Here is a 16652-nt window from a genome sequence, read left to right on the forward strand (position 1 = left end):
ATAAAAACGCTCCGCGAGGATGCGCACTCGGCGCAAGGGTAGATGGTTGCTAAAGCAACCGCGCCTCGGCGCGAGAATGTGCCAAGGCACATTCTTATTTACTCTTTTGGTAAATTTTTTATATATTCCTTCAGAAGAAAGCAAATTCTGCTATAATAAGAAAGGGATAAAAAGAAGGGATAAAAAGAAGGGGATAAGCATGGAACAATATAAAGTGATTCTCGTCGATGATGAGGTGGAGGTCATCGATATCATGAAACAGAAGATCCGCTGGAATGATCTGGGCTTTGATGTGGTAGGCAGTGCCACCAATGGCGTGAAGGCCCTGGAGCTGGTGGAAAAGCTTCAGCCGGACGTGGTGCTGACGGATATTAAGATGCCTTACATGGATGGGCTGGAGCTGGCCAGAAAGCTGAACCAGGACTATCCGAATATTTACATTATGCTTTGTACAGGCTTTGACGAATTTGAATATGCAAAAGAAGCGGTTCATCTGGAAATCAAAGAATATATGCTGAAACCCATCAGCGCCACGGAGCTGTCAGACAGTCTGGTGAAGCTGAAAAATACCCTGGACAAGGAACGGGAAGAAAAATTAAATGTAAAAAAACTGGAGGATTATTTTCAGGAAGTGCTGCCAAAGCTGCAGTCCAATTTCTTTATTTCCCTGATCGAGGGAAGAGTTGGCGAAGAGGACTATGAACGATTTCTTCAGAACTATCGGGTAGATATGAAGGGACCTTTGTTTTGCTGCATTATCTTTCATACTTCGGAAAATGATGTGCCGGATGGCATGAATCCCTTATTGTTATCCATGTCCGTGGAACGAGAAGTGAAACAGCGGCTGACAGAGAACTGTAATTGTCAGGAATTTATCTATATGGGCAACACAATTTTGATCATGGAGCTTCATTCAGAAGAGGAGATGGCCCAATTGACGGATAGCTGTGACCGATTCTGTCGCTGGGCATGGAGAATTATGGGGGCGGCGGTTACTGCAGGAATCGGAACCGTATGCAATAGTCTGCATGATATCAGCATCTCTTACGAGGGAGCCAGAGAGGCAGTGTCCTACCGTGTCTTATATGGAACCAAACGAGCGATCAATATTGCAGAGATAGTACCGAAAGAGTCCAAAAAGACGGTTCCCCTGGAAGAAACAAGAATGCAGGATCTGTTCCGTGCCATTCACGTGGGAGATCAGGAGGAGATCCGGAAAGAAGCGATCAAGGAGATAGAAAAACTCCATAAGAATGCAGATACCATCAGTCAGTATAATCTGGCTACCATGGAGATTGTCAGCGGATTTTTCAAGTTTTGTGCCAATAATTCTATGGATTTTAATGATATCTCCGGAAATGTACAAAACCTTTACGAAAGAGTCACCCAGTTAGACGAAACCTCCATGACAAACTGGATCATCAATATGTCTGCAGCCATCAGCGAAAAACTGAAAAGTACCAGAAACAGTACCTCCAGACGTATGATCACTGACGCACAGAATATTGTAAAGCAAAGATATATGGAGCCTGACATTTCACTGGATGAGGTATGTGCAGATCTTGGGGTATCCAATTCCTACTTTTCTTCTATTTTTAAGAAGGAAACAGGGCAGCCCTTTGTCACTTATCTTACGGATTACCGAATGGACAGAGCAGAAGAACTGGTACTCAATACCGATGAAAAAAGCTATAAGATAGCAGAAAAAGTAGGATATCAGGATGCAAATTACTTCAGTTATGTGTTTAAAAAGAAATTCGGCGTTTCCCCATCCAAATACAGAGCCTCCGGGAAAAAAGAAAACGAAAAGTAAAAAAAGTACCGTATTTAACATACAGACGATCATTCTATCTGTCCTTATGGCAATCTCATTGGTCACGATCATTGTCATGGGACTGTTGCTGTACCATCGCTTCAAGCTGGCATTGGAAAAAACAGCAGTGGACAACACGGAAGCAACCGTGGAGGGAACTGTAGACCGGTTAAATGCAGATCTGCTGGATATTCGCCAGATCTTTAATGGAGCAAACTATAACGTGGTTCAGCAGTTTGATATATCCAGCCGGGAATTTGTGGAGCAATTCAGTCTTCTTTATGAGACCAACTCCGATAAGGTTCAGAGTGTGGCATTGTATGACCATGAAGGAAAACTGATCGCATCGGAGCCGGTGGCGTTAGAAAAGAAAAATGTGCAGGTGCAGACTCAGGAGTGGTATAAAAATGCAGAAAATGCAATTGAAAATGTACATTTTTCCACACCCCATATCCAGGAATTGTTTGAAGACGGAGCCTATCGGTACCAGTGGGTGGTTTCTCTGAGCAGCTATGTGGATGTCAATAAAGGAGAAATACCGGAAACCGGCGTTCTTTTACTGGATATGAAATATTCTGTGATCCGGGATGTCATGAAACAGATCAACGATTCTTCCGATGGGATCTATTATTATCTGAGCAGCCAGAGTGGAGAGATGATCTATCATCCCCGGGAAACGGAATTAAACCGCGGATTATTTAAAGAAAACAGTCTGGAAGCTACAAAGTATGAGAATGGAACCTACGAGATCCGTGCCGATGGTCAGAACGAGACCGTGATTGTCAGAAGTGTGGCTTATACCGGCTGGAAGATGATCGGTGTTGTGCCAGAGAGCGTGCAGAAGTCAAACTTTAAAAATTTCCGTTACTATGTATTTGCCACTATTTTAGTCCTGCTGGTCATGCTTTTGGAGGGAAACCAGCTGGTATCCCGGAAGATATCCAAACCGATCCGGGAGCTGGATGCTTCTGTTAAGACCTATGAAGCAGGAGGAAAGCCGGATATTTATATTGGAGGCTCCTCTGAGATCCGTCATCTGGGACATTCGGTACAGAAGTCTTATGAGCAGATCGAAGAACTGATGGATGAGATCATCCGACAGCAAAATGAACGGAGAAAAAGTGAACTGGATGCCCTGCAAAGCCAGATCAATCCTCATTTCCTGTATAATACACTGGAATCTATCACCTGGATGGTGGAAGCCCAGGAAAATGAAGGAGCAGTTCGTATGATCTCTGAACTGGCAAAACTGCTTCGTGTCAGCCTGTCCAGAGGAAAGACCATTATCTCTATCAAAGACGAGCTGCAGCACAGCAGAAGCTACATGAATATCCAGCTGGCACGGTACAAAGAACGATTTAAAACAGAATTCCGGATCGAGAAAGAGATCGAAAACTACTGCATCGTAAAGCTGGTGATCCAGCCCATTCTGGAAAATGCCATTTATTATGGTGTTGGAAATATGGATGAGGATGAGGACGGCAGGATTATCGTCAGTGGAGAAAAGAAAGAGGAGGACATCCTGATTACCATTGAAGACAACGGTATGGGTATGCCGGAAGAGGTTCTGGGAAAAATCCTGACGGACAACAGCAAAGTTCCGAAGCACGGCTCCGGCGTTGGGGTGATCAATGTGCATTCCAGAATCCGGCTGATGTTTGGAGAAAAATATGGTCTGTCTATAGAAAGTGAACCGGATGAAGGAACGAGGGTCACGATCCGTATTCCGGCAATTCCATATACACCGGAAAATGCAGAAAGACTGGAATCACAAAAATATATCCAGAGGAGATCGGCAGATGAAAAAGAATCGGATTAAATTTCTTATAATTGAGCTTTTTTTGCTGATGCTGGCGGTCTTCTTTGTATGGAAGATTTTTGATCAGAACGTTGCAGAGACCAGGATTGCCGTAGTCCTTCCGGAGTCCGGCGATAAGCGCTGGGATGCCCTGATCAAGGGGATGAAACAGTTTGCAGCAGAGAACAATGTCCACATGATCATCTGTAACACCGATGAGATCGACGGACCGGAGGCGGAAAGAGAATTTATCAGAGAACAGAAGGACAATGATATCGATGGCTTTATCCTGTATCCCGCACCCGGACGCGAGACCGAAAATATGCTGAAAAAAGAGTGTGGAAATAAACCCTATTTGCTGATGGCAGACAGCCTGGCGGTAAAAGAAGGAGAAGCTGCCAGTCCTGCGATCCAGCCGGATTATCGGGAGATCGGAAGAAGTCTGGGAGAACAGCTGAGAACGAAAGAGCGAAAGATTGGAATTATTGCCGACTGGAAGATGTCTGAGGCGGTACAGTCAGAGATCAGCGGATTGAATGAGGCACTGGAAGGCAGCGGTAGTGAGATCCGCTGGTGTATCTATCGGAGAAAAGAACAGAACATCGTGGAACGGATAGGGGCAGAAAAAAGGGCAGATACCCTTGTGGTGTTGGATGCCGGAGTTCTGGAAGAACTTGGAGAACAGGCAGAAAATGGAAAATACAGGGGCGCAGAGCTCTATGGTGTGGGCTACAGTCTGAGGACGATCGCACTTTTGGATCAGGGAAATATCCAGGGACTTATTGTGCCGGATGGATATGAAATCGGTTATAGAAGTGTGGAAGAGATGGTCAGAAGGATAGAGCATAAGTTCTATAAAATGCAGGGATATACAACAGAATATAAGGTGTTTCAGAAAGATAGTTTTTCTATGGACGATGATTTAGAAAGGTTTTTATATTCCTATGAATAAAAAGAAAAGAAGAATGGCAATAGTATTATCTGCTATAATAGGGAGTTTGGTCCTTGCGCTGTCCGGGTGTTCCGATCAGTCAGGCCAGACAGAGAAAACTCTGCGTGTGGGAGTAATCACCTACAGTCAGGATGACCCCTTTATCAACGCACTGACGGATGAATTGAAGGTGCATCTGAAAACCATGGAAAGCGAAGAACGGCGGATCATCGTATCGATAAAAAGCGGAAACGACGATCAGCAGGAACAGAACGAAAAGGTAGAGGAAATGATTGATGCGGGCTGTGATGTGCTCTGCGTCAATCTTGTAGACCGGACAGCACCGTACCGGATCATCCGGATGGCAAGAAACGAAAATATTCCGGTGATCTTCTTTAACAGGGAGCCGGTAAAGGAAGATCTGATGCAGTGGGATAAGCTGTATTATGTGGGCTGTGATGCGGAACAGTCCGGGATCATGCAGGGAGAGATCGCAGCAGAATATATCAACAGCCATCCGGAAGTGGACAAAAATGAGGATGGAAAGATCCAGTATGTACTTCTGGAAGGGGAAGCAGGACATCAGGATGCCATCAGCAGAACAGAGTATTCGGTAAAAACACTGATGAAGAACAATGTTTCACTGGAAAAATTAAGTTATCAGTTTGCGGACTGGAACCGGGGGCAGGCGGAGAATCGTATGAACCGTCTGATCAGCCAATATGGAACAGAGATCGAACTGGTCCTATCCAATAACGATGAGATGGCACTGGGGGCTGTGGAAGCCTACCGGAAAGTAGGCTATATCCGCAAAGACTGGCCGGTGATCTTTGGGATCGATGGCCTGGAAGACGCGCTGGAGGCCGTAAAGGTCGGAGAAATGCAGGGCAGCATTTACAATGACAGAGTGGACCAGGCAAAGGAAATGGCAAAAATGGCAGTGACGCTGTTTGAGGGAAAGGACCTCGACCAGGAAAGTCTGAAAGATGGACGGTACTATTTTTCGGAATACAAGAAGGTAGACGGCAGCAATATAGAGGAATATTTAAACGCAGAAGAGGAAGAAGCAGATGGAAAAAACATGGAGCCATGATTTTTACCGGGAGACAGATCCGGCAAAACGGCAGCAGATCTTAAAAGCGCATGCAGGAGAGGAAGAAGACTGGGCGGAAGAATACAGAAACCGGCTCTGGACAGCCCGATACGGAAAATACAGACTACAGAAGGATGAATTTGTCAAATGCCTGATGGAACTGAAATACCTGGCGGAAGGAAGCACTCTGGACCTTGGGGGAGACAGAAGAAGGATGGGAGCTCGGATTCTTTCTGCATTATGCCTGGCAGAAGCGATGCAGTCAGAGGAGTGTTATCAACAGATCCTTCTGGAGGAATTGTATAATGTATTTCTGAAGTTCATTCAGGTCAGCCGAGGGGGCAGAGGCTTCACCTCCATGGTATTTGGCATGGGACAATTATCAGAAGAAGGAATTGCAAAAAAAATCGCCGAACAGATCAGCGCAATTGCCTTTCAGGCGCCCCGCCTGCTGCGCATGGAAAAAGAATTTTCGCTGCTGCAGGAAGCCGCCCTCTGGGCATATCGCCAGGAGTATCCGAATAGGGAGCATTTTTTGAATAAATAGAAAAATGAACAGAAAGGAGTCTACAATGAACAAGAACAAGTTTGCCGCAACACCGCCGATGGGCTGGAACAGCTACGATTAAGAAGACGGTTTTGACGCTGTGGACATTTTTCCGTTCCCCGCTGATGGTCGGTGCAGAGCTGACAAAGCTGGATGACTGGACTCTGTCCATGCTTCAGAATAAGGGACTGGATTGAAAAATAAAATTTTTCAATCGCGAGATTTGTGTCTGCGCGCACTGGACACAAACTCGGCATGTGCAAAAAGCGTGCGCAGAAATGAGGAGAAACATGGATAAACACAATTATTCCGCACCCGTTTCGCTGAAAAACATTCAGGTGACGGACACCTTTTGGAAAGGGGAAATGGAGCTCGTACGCAAGGAGGTGATCCCGTATCAGTGGGATGCCTTAAACGACCGCGTGGAGGGCGCGGCACCGAGCTTCTGTATGCACAATTTCAAGGCTGCAGGAAAGCTGAACCGGGAAAAGAAAGAAAAAGGAAACACATTTATTGCGCCGAAGTATACCTTTCGCGGCTTTGAGGTGCTGCCGGAGGATCCGAAACAGTTAAAAGATGACGAATTTTACGGGTTTGTGTTCCAGGACAGCGATTTTTCGAAATGGATCGAGGCGGTTGGTTATTCTTTAACGCAGCATCCAGATCCGGAGCTGGAAAAAATCGCGGATGGCGCGATCGATATCGTCTGCGCCGCACAGCAGGACGACGGATATCTGGACACCTACTATATTTTAAGTGGTCGTGACGCGACCTTTACGAATCTGAAGGACCATCACGAGTTGTACTGCTTCGGACACCTGATTGAAGGGGCTGTGGCATATTTTCAGGCGACTGGCAAGGACAAGCTGTTGAAGGCGGCGGAACGATTTGCAGACTATGTGGCGGCAAATTTCGGTACGGAAGAGGGAAAGCTTCACGGTTATCCGGGACATGAAATCGCAGAGATGGCCCTTGTGCGGCTTTATGAACTGACCGGGAAGGAAAAATACTTAAACCTTGCCCGGTATTTCGTGGACGAGCGCGGAAAGCGTCCCTACTACTTTGATCAAGAGCATCCCGAAGAAGTAAAAAAGGGGCATGAGGACGAACTTCGTTATTTCTATAATCAGGCGCATCTGCCGGTGAGGGAGCAGGACGAGGCGTTCGGACATTCCGTGCGTGCGGTTTATCTATATTCCGGCATGGCGGATGTGGCGAGGCTGACAGGGGATGAAACGCTGTATGGGGCGTGCCGGAGGCTCTGGGACAACATCACGGAGAAAAAAATGTACGTTACAGGCGGAATCGGCAGCACCCATCTGGGCGAGGCGTTCACCTATGCCTACGATCTGCCGAACGACACGGCGTATGCGGAAACCTGTGCGTCGATCGGTCTTGTCTTTTTTGCGCGGAGAATGCTGGAAATCGCGCCGGAGGCAAGGTATGCAAACGTTATGGAACGCGCACTTTATAATGGCGTGCTCAGCGGCATGGCGCTGGATGGAAAGAGCTTTTTCTATGTCAATCCGCTGGAGGTACTGCCGGAGGCATGTCATAAGGATGAACGAAAATTTCATGTCAAGCCGGTTCGCCAGAAATGGTTCGGCTGCGCATGCTGCCCGCCAAACCTGGCGCGTCTGCTCAGCTCGATCGGTTCCTATGCATATACGGAAAACGAGGATACGCTGTTTTTACATCTTTATATGGGAAGCACCCTGGAAAAGAAGATCGGCGAAAAGACAGCAGATATCCGTGTGGAATCCAACTTCCCTTGGGAGGGGGATGTGAAAATCACAATCCGCGCAAAGGATACCGGATTAAAGCTTGCACTGCGGATACCGGACTGGTGCAGCAGATATGAGCTGGATGGTTTTACCGGTGGTACGGAAGAAAAGGACGGCTACCTGTATCTGCAAAAGGATTGGGGAGAGGAAGAAGAATTTACGCTTCATTTCCCGATGGAGGTTCGAATGATTGCGGCAAAGGAAGCCGTGCGAGAGGATATAGGGAAAGTGGCCGTGATGAGAGGGCCGGTTGTCTATTGTCTGGAAGAGACAGACAACGGAAAAGATCTGCAGAAGCTGCTGATTGACCCGGAGTTAAACGTAACGGTGTCGGACGGAAATATTTGCGGAACGCCGGTCAAAAAGCTGACTGCAGCAGGGTTTCGGCAGCTTGATACGCATATAGAAAAAGAAAGCGAAGCGCTGTATCATGTCTGGAAGAAGCCGGAGTTTGAAAAAGCGGAACTTTCGTATATTCCGTATTATACCTGGGCAAACCGCGGTGAAAACGAAATGCAGGTTTGGACGCGGGTCAGAGATTGACAGAAATAGACATAAGTGCTGCACTATAGTACGCTCAGTTGAAAGCAGAGGTATGTCGAAAGCAAAAGGAGGGCATCAGGCATCGGGCCGGATGCCCTCCAGTACGTTTTGCATGTCCTGCGGGAGTGGAACATGAAATTCCAGAGGTTCTTTGGTGATAGGATGATGAAAACGCAGACGGGTTGCGTGCAGCGCCTGTCTGGAAATCCATTCCATATCAGGATTATAGAGGGAATCTCCGATCAGCGGATAGCCCAGATATTTCATATGGATCCGAATCTGGTGAGTACGACCGGTTTCCAGTGTCAGGCGGATCAGGCTGTGCCCGTTTTTTTCTTCCAGCACTTCATAGTGAGTAATGGCAGATTCGCCATGTTCAAAGTCGATGGTACGCTCGATGATGGAGCCGTCCTTTCGTCCCAGTGGAGCGGTGATGGTTCCGGAGGAGGGAGTGACCCTGCCGCGAGAGATCCCGAGGTATTCCCGGTGGATTTCCCGGTTCCGGACCATGGTTGCGAGAATACTGCCGCTGACCAAATGCTTTGCGATGATTGTCAGACCGGAGGTGTTATGATCGAGCCGGTTGATACAGCGAAAGACGAAGGGACAGTCTTTCTGAGCAAAATACCAGGCGAGCCCGTTTGCAAGGGAATGGGTGTAGTTGCGCATCGACGGATGGATCGGAAGATCGGCTGGTTTGTTGATCACCATGAGGTCTTCATCCTCGTAAACGATGTCCAGAGGATGATAAACGGGGGGTATTTTTTCTGAGACCGCAGTTTCCTGAATATGTACGGTTAAGCGGTCGCCTCCCTGCAGGTGGCGGATCATATAGGAGGGAGTACCGTTTATGAGGATGCTTTCCGGCATCTTTTTTAAATCTGTTAAGTTGGCGGAGGAATACCCCTGCCGTTTTAAAAAGCAAGCGACGGTAGGAGAATCGTCGCTTGCTTTGATTTCATAATGTAAAATGCGTTCCATAAGTTAGTTGGATTTAACTTCCTTCCACATGTCATTATAGAGGGAATCCCCGTCTTCACCGAGATAGGTATAGGTTTCCAGACCGGAATACTGGCTTAAATCCGGGAAAGCAATTTTGGAATTTTTCAGGTCTTCGTCCTCGATCAGGTCGCGGGCTGCATCGTTGGGGGTGGAGTAGGTAATGTACTCGAAATTCTTTAAAGCAACGTCACCGCGGCACATAAAGTCAATGAACTTTTCTGCATTTTCCTTATTGGGAGCGTTCTTGGGAATTACCCAGGAATCGATCCAGACATTGGTACCCTCCTTCGGGATGACATATTCCAGATCCGGGTTTTCACGCTGAGTGAAAATCGCTTCGCCGGAGTAGATAACGCCGAGTGCTGCTTCGCCGCCGATCATCTTGTCACGCACCTGGTCGATAACGTATGCCTGTACAAGAGGCTTCTGTTTGATCAGCAGATCCCGTGCAGCTGCGAGCTCGGTTTCGTCAAGCGTATTCATGGAATTGCCGTTTAATTTGAGTGCAACCATAAATGCATCGCGTACGGAGTCCTGCATCAGAATGCTGTCGGCATATTTTTCATCCCAGAGGATCGACCAGCTGTCAACCGGCTCCTCTACCATGGTTTTGTTGTACAGAATGCCGACGGTTCCCCAGCAGTAAGGAACGGAATATTTGTTTTCCGGATCAAAGCCCTTGGACTGCTCCCAATACTGTTCGCCGATGTTTGCCTTGGCATTGGGCATGTTATCGAAGTTCAGCTCGGAGAGCAGATCGTTTTCAATCATCTTGCTGATCATGTAGTCGGAAGGACAGATGACATCATATTCGGAAGCACCGGTTTCTACCTTGGGATACATGATTTCGTTGGTTTCAAATTCATCATAAACCACCTTTATGCCGGTTTCTTCTTCAAACATGGTAATCGTATCGGGATCGATGTATTCCCCCCAGTTGTAGACGATGACCTGTCCGTTTTCGTCAGAAGCAGAGGAAGCGCTGCCGCAGCCGGTTGTCATGCCTGCAATCAGACCGGTGCACAGGGCAGCAGTAAGGAGCTTTGCAATGGTGTTCTTTTTCATGAATGGATTCCTTTCTGTAAGTAAAATAGTTTAGGAAGACAGTTGGCTGTCTGTGTATCACGGGAGAATCCCGGAGTGTTATTCATGACAATAAAATGCTCGCAGAGCGTGCATTCTATTGTTTTTCCTTTGGTTTCGGAGCCTTGTTGACAAGGATCAGAAGAACCAGAACGGTCATAAAAATAAGTGTGGAAAGTGCATACATTTCCGGCTTAATGCCCTTTTTAACCTCGGTGTAGATTTTTGTGGAAAGGGTATCTACGCCGGGTCCCTTCGTAAAGTGCGTGATGATAAAGTCATCCAGGGACATCGTAAAGGCCATTAAAAATCCGGACATGACACCGGGCAGCAGATCAGGAAATACGACCTTGAAAAATGCCTGCCAGGGGGATGCGCCCAGATCGAGAGCAGCTTCGTAAACACTTGGGTTTAATTGCTTTAAGCGCGGCATAACGCTCAGGATCACATAGGGAATATTGAAGGTTATGTGGGAGAGCAGGATGGTGATAAAACCAAAACGCGCTTTAAAGGTTAAAAACAGAAGCATCAGGGAAATACCGGTTACGATCTCGGCATTCAACATCGGGATATTGGTGATGCTCATCAACACAGCACGGCTCTTTTTTTTCATGCCCTGAATGGATAGCGCAGCAATGGTGCCGATCAGCGTTGCAAAAACAGCAGATAACAGCGCAATCAGGAGCGTGTTGTAAAGTGCCTGCATGATTTCTGAGTTGGAAAACAGCTGAGTGTACCATTTCGTTGTAAAGCCGCCCCATTTTGCCCGGGTTTTGCTGGCGTTAAAGGAAAGAACGACCAGCGTTGCGATGGGGGCATACATGAAGATAAAAATCAGGGCGATATAAATTTTGTGGGCAGTTGTTTTTATCATAAGGAAGTTCCCTCCCCGTTTTTATCAAAAATTGCAGTCATCAGCATGTTGATCAGGATAAATACCATCAAAACAATGGAAAGACCGCTGCCTAAATGCCAGTTGCTTGCCTGAGTGAATTCCTGCTCAATAACGTTTCCGATCAGCAGGATCTTGCTGCCACCCAGCAGATTCGAAATCACGAAGGTTGTCAGAGCAGGTACGAACACCATTGTGATGCCGCTGATGACACCAGGGAGGCTCAGCGGGAAAATAACGCGTAAAAAGGTCTGGAACCAGTTGGCACCGAGATCATGGGCGGCATTGATGACATTCGGGTCAATCTTTGTCAGCGCATTATACAGGGGCAATACCATAAACGGCAGGAAGTTATATACCATGCCGAGGATAATCGCGCCGGGGGTATTGATGATATTTAAAGTCGGCAGCCCGAAAAAGGACAGTACCGAGTTGATGACGCCTGTTTTTTCAAGGAGTGTCTGCCATGCAAGGGTGCGCAGAAGAAAGTTCATCCACATGGGAAGGATGAAAATCAGGACGATAAAGCTCTGCTGGCTGACATGCCTGCCTGCCAGGATCATGGCAAGGGGGTAGGCAAGCGCAAGACAGACAACTGTGCTGATTAAGGAAAGCACGAGTGCAGTAATCAGTGCCTTCATATGCTCCGGCGAGGAGATGGCAGCAACATTTTCAAAGGTAAATGCACCGCTTCTGTCTGTGAGCCCGTAGTAAAAGATCATGCACAGCGGGATGATGATAAATGCGGCAGACCAGAGCAGATATGGCGCAGCCATGAGCCTGTTGTGGGGCCACGGCGCCTTTGGCATCGTATTTTTTTTCACTGATTTACTCATCGATGGATACCGCCTCCTCATCTTCCGAAGCAGGCTTGTTCATGATCTGGATATCGAAGGGATCAACGCGGATGCCGACCTCTGTGCCCACCGGGAACATATCGGTGGAGTGTACCAGCCATTCAAAGCCGTTTGCGGTTACTTCCATTTCATAATGAACGCCCTTAAAGATCAGATGTGTTACCGTTCCGGTCAGCGTTCCTTCTTCCGGCTTGACCAGATCCACGTCTTCCGGACGGATTACAACATCGACGGGCTTGTTTGTGCCAAAGCCCTTATCCACGCAGGGAAACTTCTGTCCGAAGATGGAAACAAGCTCATCGCGGATCATGATGCCGTCGATGATGTTGGAGTCTCCGATGAAGTCTGCAACGAAAGCATTCTCCGGCTCATTGTAGATCTTTTCCGGCGTGCCGATCTGCTGAATGTAGCCCTGGTTCATAACAACGATGGTATCGGACATGGTCAGAGCTTCTTCCTGGTCATGGGTGACATAGATGAAGGTGATGCCGAGCTCATTTTTCAGACGGATCAGCTCATACTGCATGTCCTGGCGCAGCTTTAAGTCCAGGGCACCGAGGGGCTCATCGAGAAGCAGGAGCTTCGGCTCATTTACGATCGCCCGTGCAATGGCAATACGCTGCTGCTGACCGCCGCTTAGAGAATCAGGCATACGGTTTTCGTAGCCGTCAAGGTTGACCAGCTTGAGGGCATAACGGATTTTGTCCTGAATATAGCTTTTGGTCTTTCCTTTGATCTTTAAGCCGAAGGCGATATTTTCTGCGATCGTCATATGGGGAAAGAGGGCATATTTCTGGAAAACGGTGTTTAACTGACGTTTGTTGGGCGGCATGTTTGTGATGTCCTTGCCGTTGAATAAAACGCAGCCATTATCCGGCTTTTCAAAACCGCCGATAATGCGCAGAGTTGTTGTTTTTCCGCAGCCACTGGGGCCAAGGAGGGTTAAAAACTCGTTCTCCCGGATGTAGAGGTTCAGATCATCCAGTACGGTGTTGTCATCGTAAATTTTAGTGATGTGCTGTAAATCGATCAGCCGGTTGCTCATTGGTACTTCTCCCATGCGGTATCCGACAGCGGATACTGTCCCTTCCTTCAAATAATGAAATGTCAGCGCAAAAGACGACTTTTCCTGACGGTGTGTTTATCGCTTGCGTCAGCTTCAAGCATTAGAAGCTTGGCGGACTGGAAACCCAGATCAGGCTTGCTCCCGTCTTTTTACTTGCCGAAATATAATGTGTCGACTTAGGCGTAAAATAAAAGGATTCGCCCTTTTTGGCGCGGTAGCTCTTTTTGCCGATATGGATCGTGATGCTGCCGCTTAATATATAGCCGAACTCTTCCCCTTCGTGGGGGTTGTCTGGATAGGTGCTGCCGCCCGGTGCAAGCGTCAGGCGGATGGGCTCCATAATGTTTTTCTGGGCGTTTGGAATGATCCATTCGGTTTTGTTGCCGTATTCTTCGTCCAGCTTTTCAAAGTAGTCGCTTTCTTTAAAAACGATCTGCTCTTCCGGTTCTTCATTAAAGAAATCCTTTAAATCTGTTCCCAGTGCCTGCAGGATGTCCATCAGGGTTGCAATGGAAGGAGAGGTCAGATCTCGCTCCAGCTGAGAGATAAAGCCTTTGGAAAGCTCTGTCCGGTCAGCCAGCTCCTCCTGTGTCAGTCCCTTTTGCACTCGCAGTTCCTTTACCTTTGCTCCGATTTTCATGTCTGATCCTTCATAGTTATTTTAAACAAAAAGTTTAATGATACTAAACAAACGCACTGAGCTTTATTATACGTTTTTTGACGGGTCTGTCAATGGGGAAAATAATATTTTACATAGTTTTTTCGCGGGACCACCCCAAGGCGCCAAAAAACGGTTTTGGAGGGTTCGTTGTGAATGCAAGGATGGAACTGGAACGAAAAGTGAAAAAGGGATTAACAAAAACGGGACAGGTATGGTAAAATAAATGAGCAGAACATTTTTGCCGCAGGAGGTTTGAACATGACAAATCAGAAAAAGTACGTTGCCTATGTCTCTACCTATACAATGGGAGACAATCATGGTATTACGATTTATGATGTAGATGTAGAAAATGGAAGATTTACATTAAAGGATCGTGTCGAGATTACGAACTCATCCTATCTGACAATTTCGCACAACCGTAAATGGCTGTATTCCATTACAGACTTTGGTGTGGAATCCTATGAAATTTTAAAGGATGGACATTTAAAACCGATCAACATGGCGGGCATTAATGGCATGCGCGGCTGCTATCTTTCCACAGATTATGAAGATCGTTTCCTGTTCGTGGCAGGCTGGCATGACGGCAAGATCACAGCGCTGCGTTTAAAGGAGGATGGCAGCGTCGGAGAGATTACGGATGAGATTTTCCATCGTGGACTGGGCAGTATTGCAGAGCGGAATTTCCGTCCCCACGTCAGCTGTGTGAAGATGACGAGAGACAATCACTATCTGTGTGCAGCAGATCTTGGCATGGATCATGTCAAGGTATACCGCCTCGACCATCAGACCGGTAAGCTGACACTGGCAGATGTTATCCGCAGTGAAATGGAATCTGCACCCCGTCATATCAAATTCAGCAGGGACGGAAGGATTCTTTACATCGTCCATGAGCTGAAAAATATCATTGATGTTTATACCTATGAAGAAAAAAAGGGCAATCCGTTCTTTGAAAAGATACAGACGATCTCCACAGTCAACGATTATCATGCGAGTAATTCCGCAGCGAGTGCGCTGAATCTTTCGGAGGATTTCCAGTATCTGATCAGTTCCAATGCGGGGGATAACAGCGTTGTGATGTACAAGATTGATCAGGAGACCGGACTTTTGACGAAACTGTTCTGTCTGCCCATCAGTGGAGAATATCCGAAGGATGCGATGCTGTTCCCGGATAATAGACATCTGGTTTCCTTAAATCACGAATCGAATACAATGACGTTTTTTACAGTGCACCCGGATACCGGATTGATCGTTATGAACGGGCCGGAGATCAAGGTGGATCAGCCTAACTGCGTTATTTTCCACAGACTGGAAGAAGAATAGAATCAGAAAATTCCCCATCGGCAAAGGCCGGTGGGGAATTTTTATGGGTGCGCCTTGAAACGTGTGTTGATAGGAAAGAAAAATCATTGGCGTTGCAGCTGGTGCAGAGCTTCTGCCAAAGAAAACAAAAGTGCTTATTTCGTATAGATTTTTTCAAGATGATCCATTCGTGCCCCCATATTGGACAGCATCAGGTCCAGTATGGTCAGGGCTGTCATGCTTTCTACAACCACGACTGCGCGGGGAACGATGACGGGATCGTGGCGTCCCTTGATCTGCAGCATACGTTCAACATGGTCACGGCCGATGGTTTGCTGTGGCTGAAAGATGGATGGAGTTGGCTTGATATGAGCGCGCAGAAGGACGGGAGAGCCGTCGCTGATGCCGCCTAAAATACCGCCGGCGTGGTTGGTTTTCTTGGAAACCTGTCCATCCTTTATGCAAAAGGCATCGTTGTTTTCGGAGCCTTTGCGGGAAGAAACCTCGATGCCGTCACCGATTTCAACAGCTTTGACTGCACCGATGGACATGATCGCTGAAGCAAGCCTTGCATCAAGCTTGTCAAAGACCGGATCGCCGATCCCGGCAGGAAGACCGGTCACACAGCATTCGATCACGCCGCCGGAGGAATCCTGATTTTTGATACAGGTTTCGAGAAAGGCTTCTGCGCCGGCGGAAGCTTTTTTATCCGGCATACCAGTAGCGGTCTGAGTGATTGCTTCCCGGTCAAAGGTATCCGGATGAATGGAAACAGGACCGATCGAACGGGTATAGGCGCAGACATCGATACCGAGCCGGTTTAAGATCTTTATGGCGATTGCACCGGCGGCAACACGTCCGGTCGTTTCTCTTCCGGAGGAACGGCCGCCGCCGCGATAGTCACGAAAGCCGTATTTTTCATCAAAGGTGTAGTCTGCATGTCCGGGACGGTAGTTCTGGGCGATTTCCGTATAATCGGAGGATCGCTGAGAGGTATTATAGACGAGCAGAGAAATCGGAGTTCCTGTTGTTTTTCCGTCGAAAATGCCGGAGAGGATCTGAACCTCGTCAGCCTCCTTTCGTTGAGTGACATATTTGCCGGAGCCGGGCTTTCTCCTGTCGAGATAAGGCTGGATATCAGCCTCGCATAAGGGAAGGCCTGCCGGACAGCCATCTATGACAGCGCCGATCGCCTTGCCATGGGATTCTCCCCATGTGGAAACGCGGAAAATGGTGCCAAAAACAGAACCGGACATGAAACACACTCCTTTCGATAAGGGATT

13 protein-coding genes and 1 pseudogene are annotated in these 16652 nt (G+C 47.5%); 8 read left to right on the forward strand and 6 right to left on the reverse strand.

Annotation, left to right across the window (positions count from 1 at the left end):
• Window positions 1-199 precede the first annotated feature (199 nt).
• The 7 genes from OCV62_RS15510 (at window position 200) to OCV62_RS15540 (ending at window position 8509) form a co-directional block, all read left to right on the forward strand.
• Entirely contained in the window at window positions 200-1813 is a 1614-nt protein-coding gene (locus tag OCV62_RS15510) for a response regulator (protein WP_262587828.1), read from the forward strand.
• Between the two features lie 46 nt (window positions 1814-1859).
• Window positions 1860-3632: a cache domain-containing sensor histidine kinase gene (locus tag OCV62_RS15515; protein WP_262587830.1), complete on the forward strand. Its 1773-nt coding sequence runs from the start codon at window positions 1860-1862 to the stop codon at window positions 3630-3632.
• Window positions 3613-4563 carry a substrate-binding domain-containing protein gene (locus tag OCV62_RS15520; RefSeq protein ID WP_262587832.1) on the forward strand — a complete coding sequence of 317 codons (951 nt, stop codon included), beginning with the start codon at window positions 3613-3615 and terminating at the stop codon, window positions 4561-4563. Before OCV62_RS15515 ends, OCV62_RS15520 begins: the two co-directional genes overlap by 20 nt.
• A gap of 106 nt (window positions 4564-4669) precedes the next feature.
• A complete protein-coding gene (locus OCV62_RS15525; RefSeq protein WP_262587833.1) occupies window positions 4670-5635 on the forward strand; it encodes a galactose ABC transporter substrate-binding protein in 966 nt (321 codons plus the stop codon).
• The gene (locus tag OCV62_RS15530; protein ID WP_262587835.1) at window positions 5613-6182 is read left to right on the forward strand and encodes a DUF6553 family protein; all 570 of its coding nucleotides are present in this window, start codon (window positions 5613-5615) and stop codon (window positions 6180-6182) included. Before OCV62_RS15525 ends, OCV62_RS15530 begins: the two co-directional genes overlap by 23 nt.
• Before the next feature lie 41 nt (window positions 6183-6223).
• On the forward strand, window positions 6224-6379 hold the full coding sequence (locus OCV62_RS15535) for a hypothetical protein (protein WP_262587878.1): 156 nt from the start codon (window positions 6224-6226) through the stop codon (window positions 6377-6379).
• Window positions 6380-6460: 81 nt separating this feature from the next.
• Window positions 6461-8509: a glycoside hydrolase family 127 protein gene (locus tag OCV62_RS15540; protein ID WP_330667423.1), complete on the forward strand. Its 2049-nt coding sequence runs from the start codon at window positions 6461-6463 to the stop codon at window positions 8507-8509.
• A 75-nt stretch (window positions 8510-8584) separates the two neighbouring features.
• Here OCV62_RS15540 and OCV62_RS15545 read toward each other — a convergent pair whose 3' ends face one another.
• From OCV62_RS15545 to OCV62_RS15570, 5 genes and pseudogenes are all read right to left on the reverse strand, one after another.
• Window positions 8585-9490, reverse strand: a complete 906-nt coding sequence (locus tag OCV62_RS15545; RefSeq protein ID WP_262587837.1) for an RluA family pseudouridine synthase — start codon at window positions 9488-9490, stop codon at window positions 8585-8587.
• A 3-nt stretch (window positions 9491-9493) separates the two neighbouring features.
• Window positions 9494-11468 (reverse strand): annotated as a pseudogene (locus tag OCV62_RS18730) (extracellular solute-binding protein).
• A complete protein-coding gene (locus OCV62_RS15560; RefSeq protein WP_262587839.1) occupies window positions 11465-12322 on the reverse strand; it encodes an ABC transporter permease in 858 nt (285 codons plus the stop codon). The pseudogene OCV62_RS18730 and the gene OCV62_RS15560 overlap by 4 nt, the downstream one beginning before the upstream one ends.
• On the reverse strand, window positions 12315-13388 hold the full coding sequence (potA, locus tag OCV62_RS15565) for a spermidine/putrescine ABC transporter ATP-binding protein (protein WP_021914657.1): 1074 nt from the start codon (window positions 13386-13388) through the stop codon (window positions 12315-12317). The genes OCV62_RS15560 and potA overlap by 8 nt, the downstream gene beginning before the upstream one ends.
• 121 nt (window positions 13389-13509) lie before the next feature.
• A complete protein-coding gene (locus OCV62_RS15570; protein WP_021914656.1) occupies window positions 13510-14049 on the reverse strand; it encodes a helix-turn-helix domain-containing protein in 540 nt (179 codons plus the stop codon).
• Window positions 14050-14328: 279 nt separating this feature from the next.
• On the opposite strand from OCV62_RS15570, the gene OCV62_RS15575 reads away from it, so the two are divergent.
• A complete protein-coding gene (locus OCV62_RS15575) occupies window positions 14329-15390 on the forward strand; it encodes a lactonase family protein (RefSeq protein ID WP_021914655.1) in 1062 nt (353 codons plus the stop codon).
• A 134-nt stretch (window positions 15391-15524) separates the two neighbouring features.
• Here the strand turns inward: OCV62_RS15575 and aroC are convergent, their stop codons facing one another.
• Window positions 15525-16625, reverse strand: a complete 1101-nt coding sequence (gene aroC / locus OCV62_RS15580; RefSeq protein WP_262587842.1) for a chorismate synthase — start codon at window positions 16623-16625, stop codon at window positions 15525-15527.
• Window positions 16626-16652: the final 27 nt, after the last annotated feature.

This window comes from Gallintestinimicrobium propionicum (genome assembly GCF_025567525.1).
Taxonomy (GTDB): Bacteria; Bacillota; Clostridia; order Lachnospirales; family Lachnospiraceae; genus Gallintestinimicrobium; species Gallintestinimicrobium propionicum.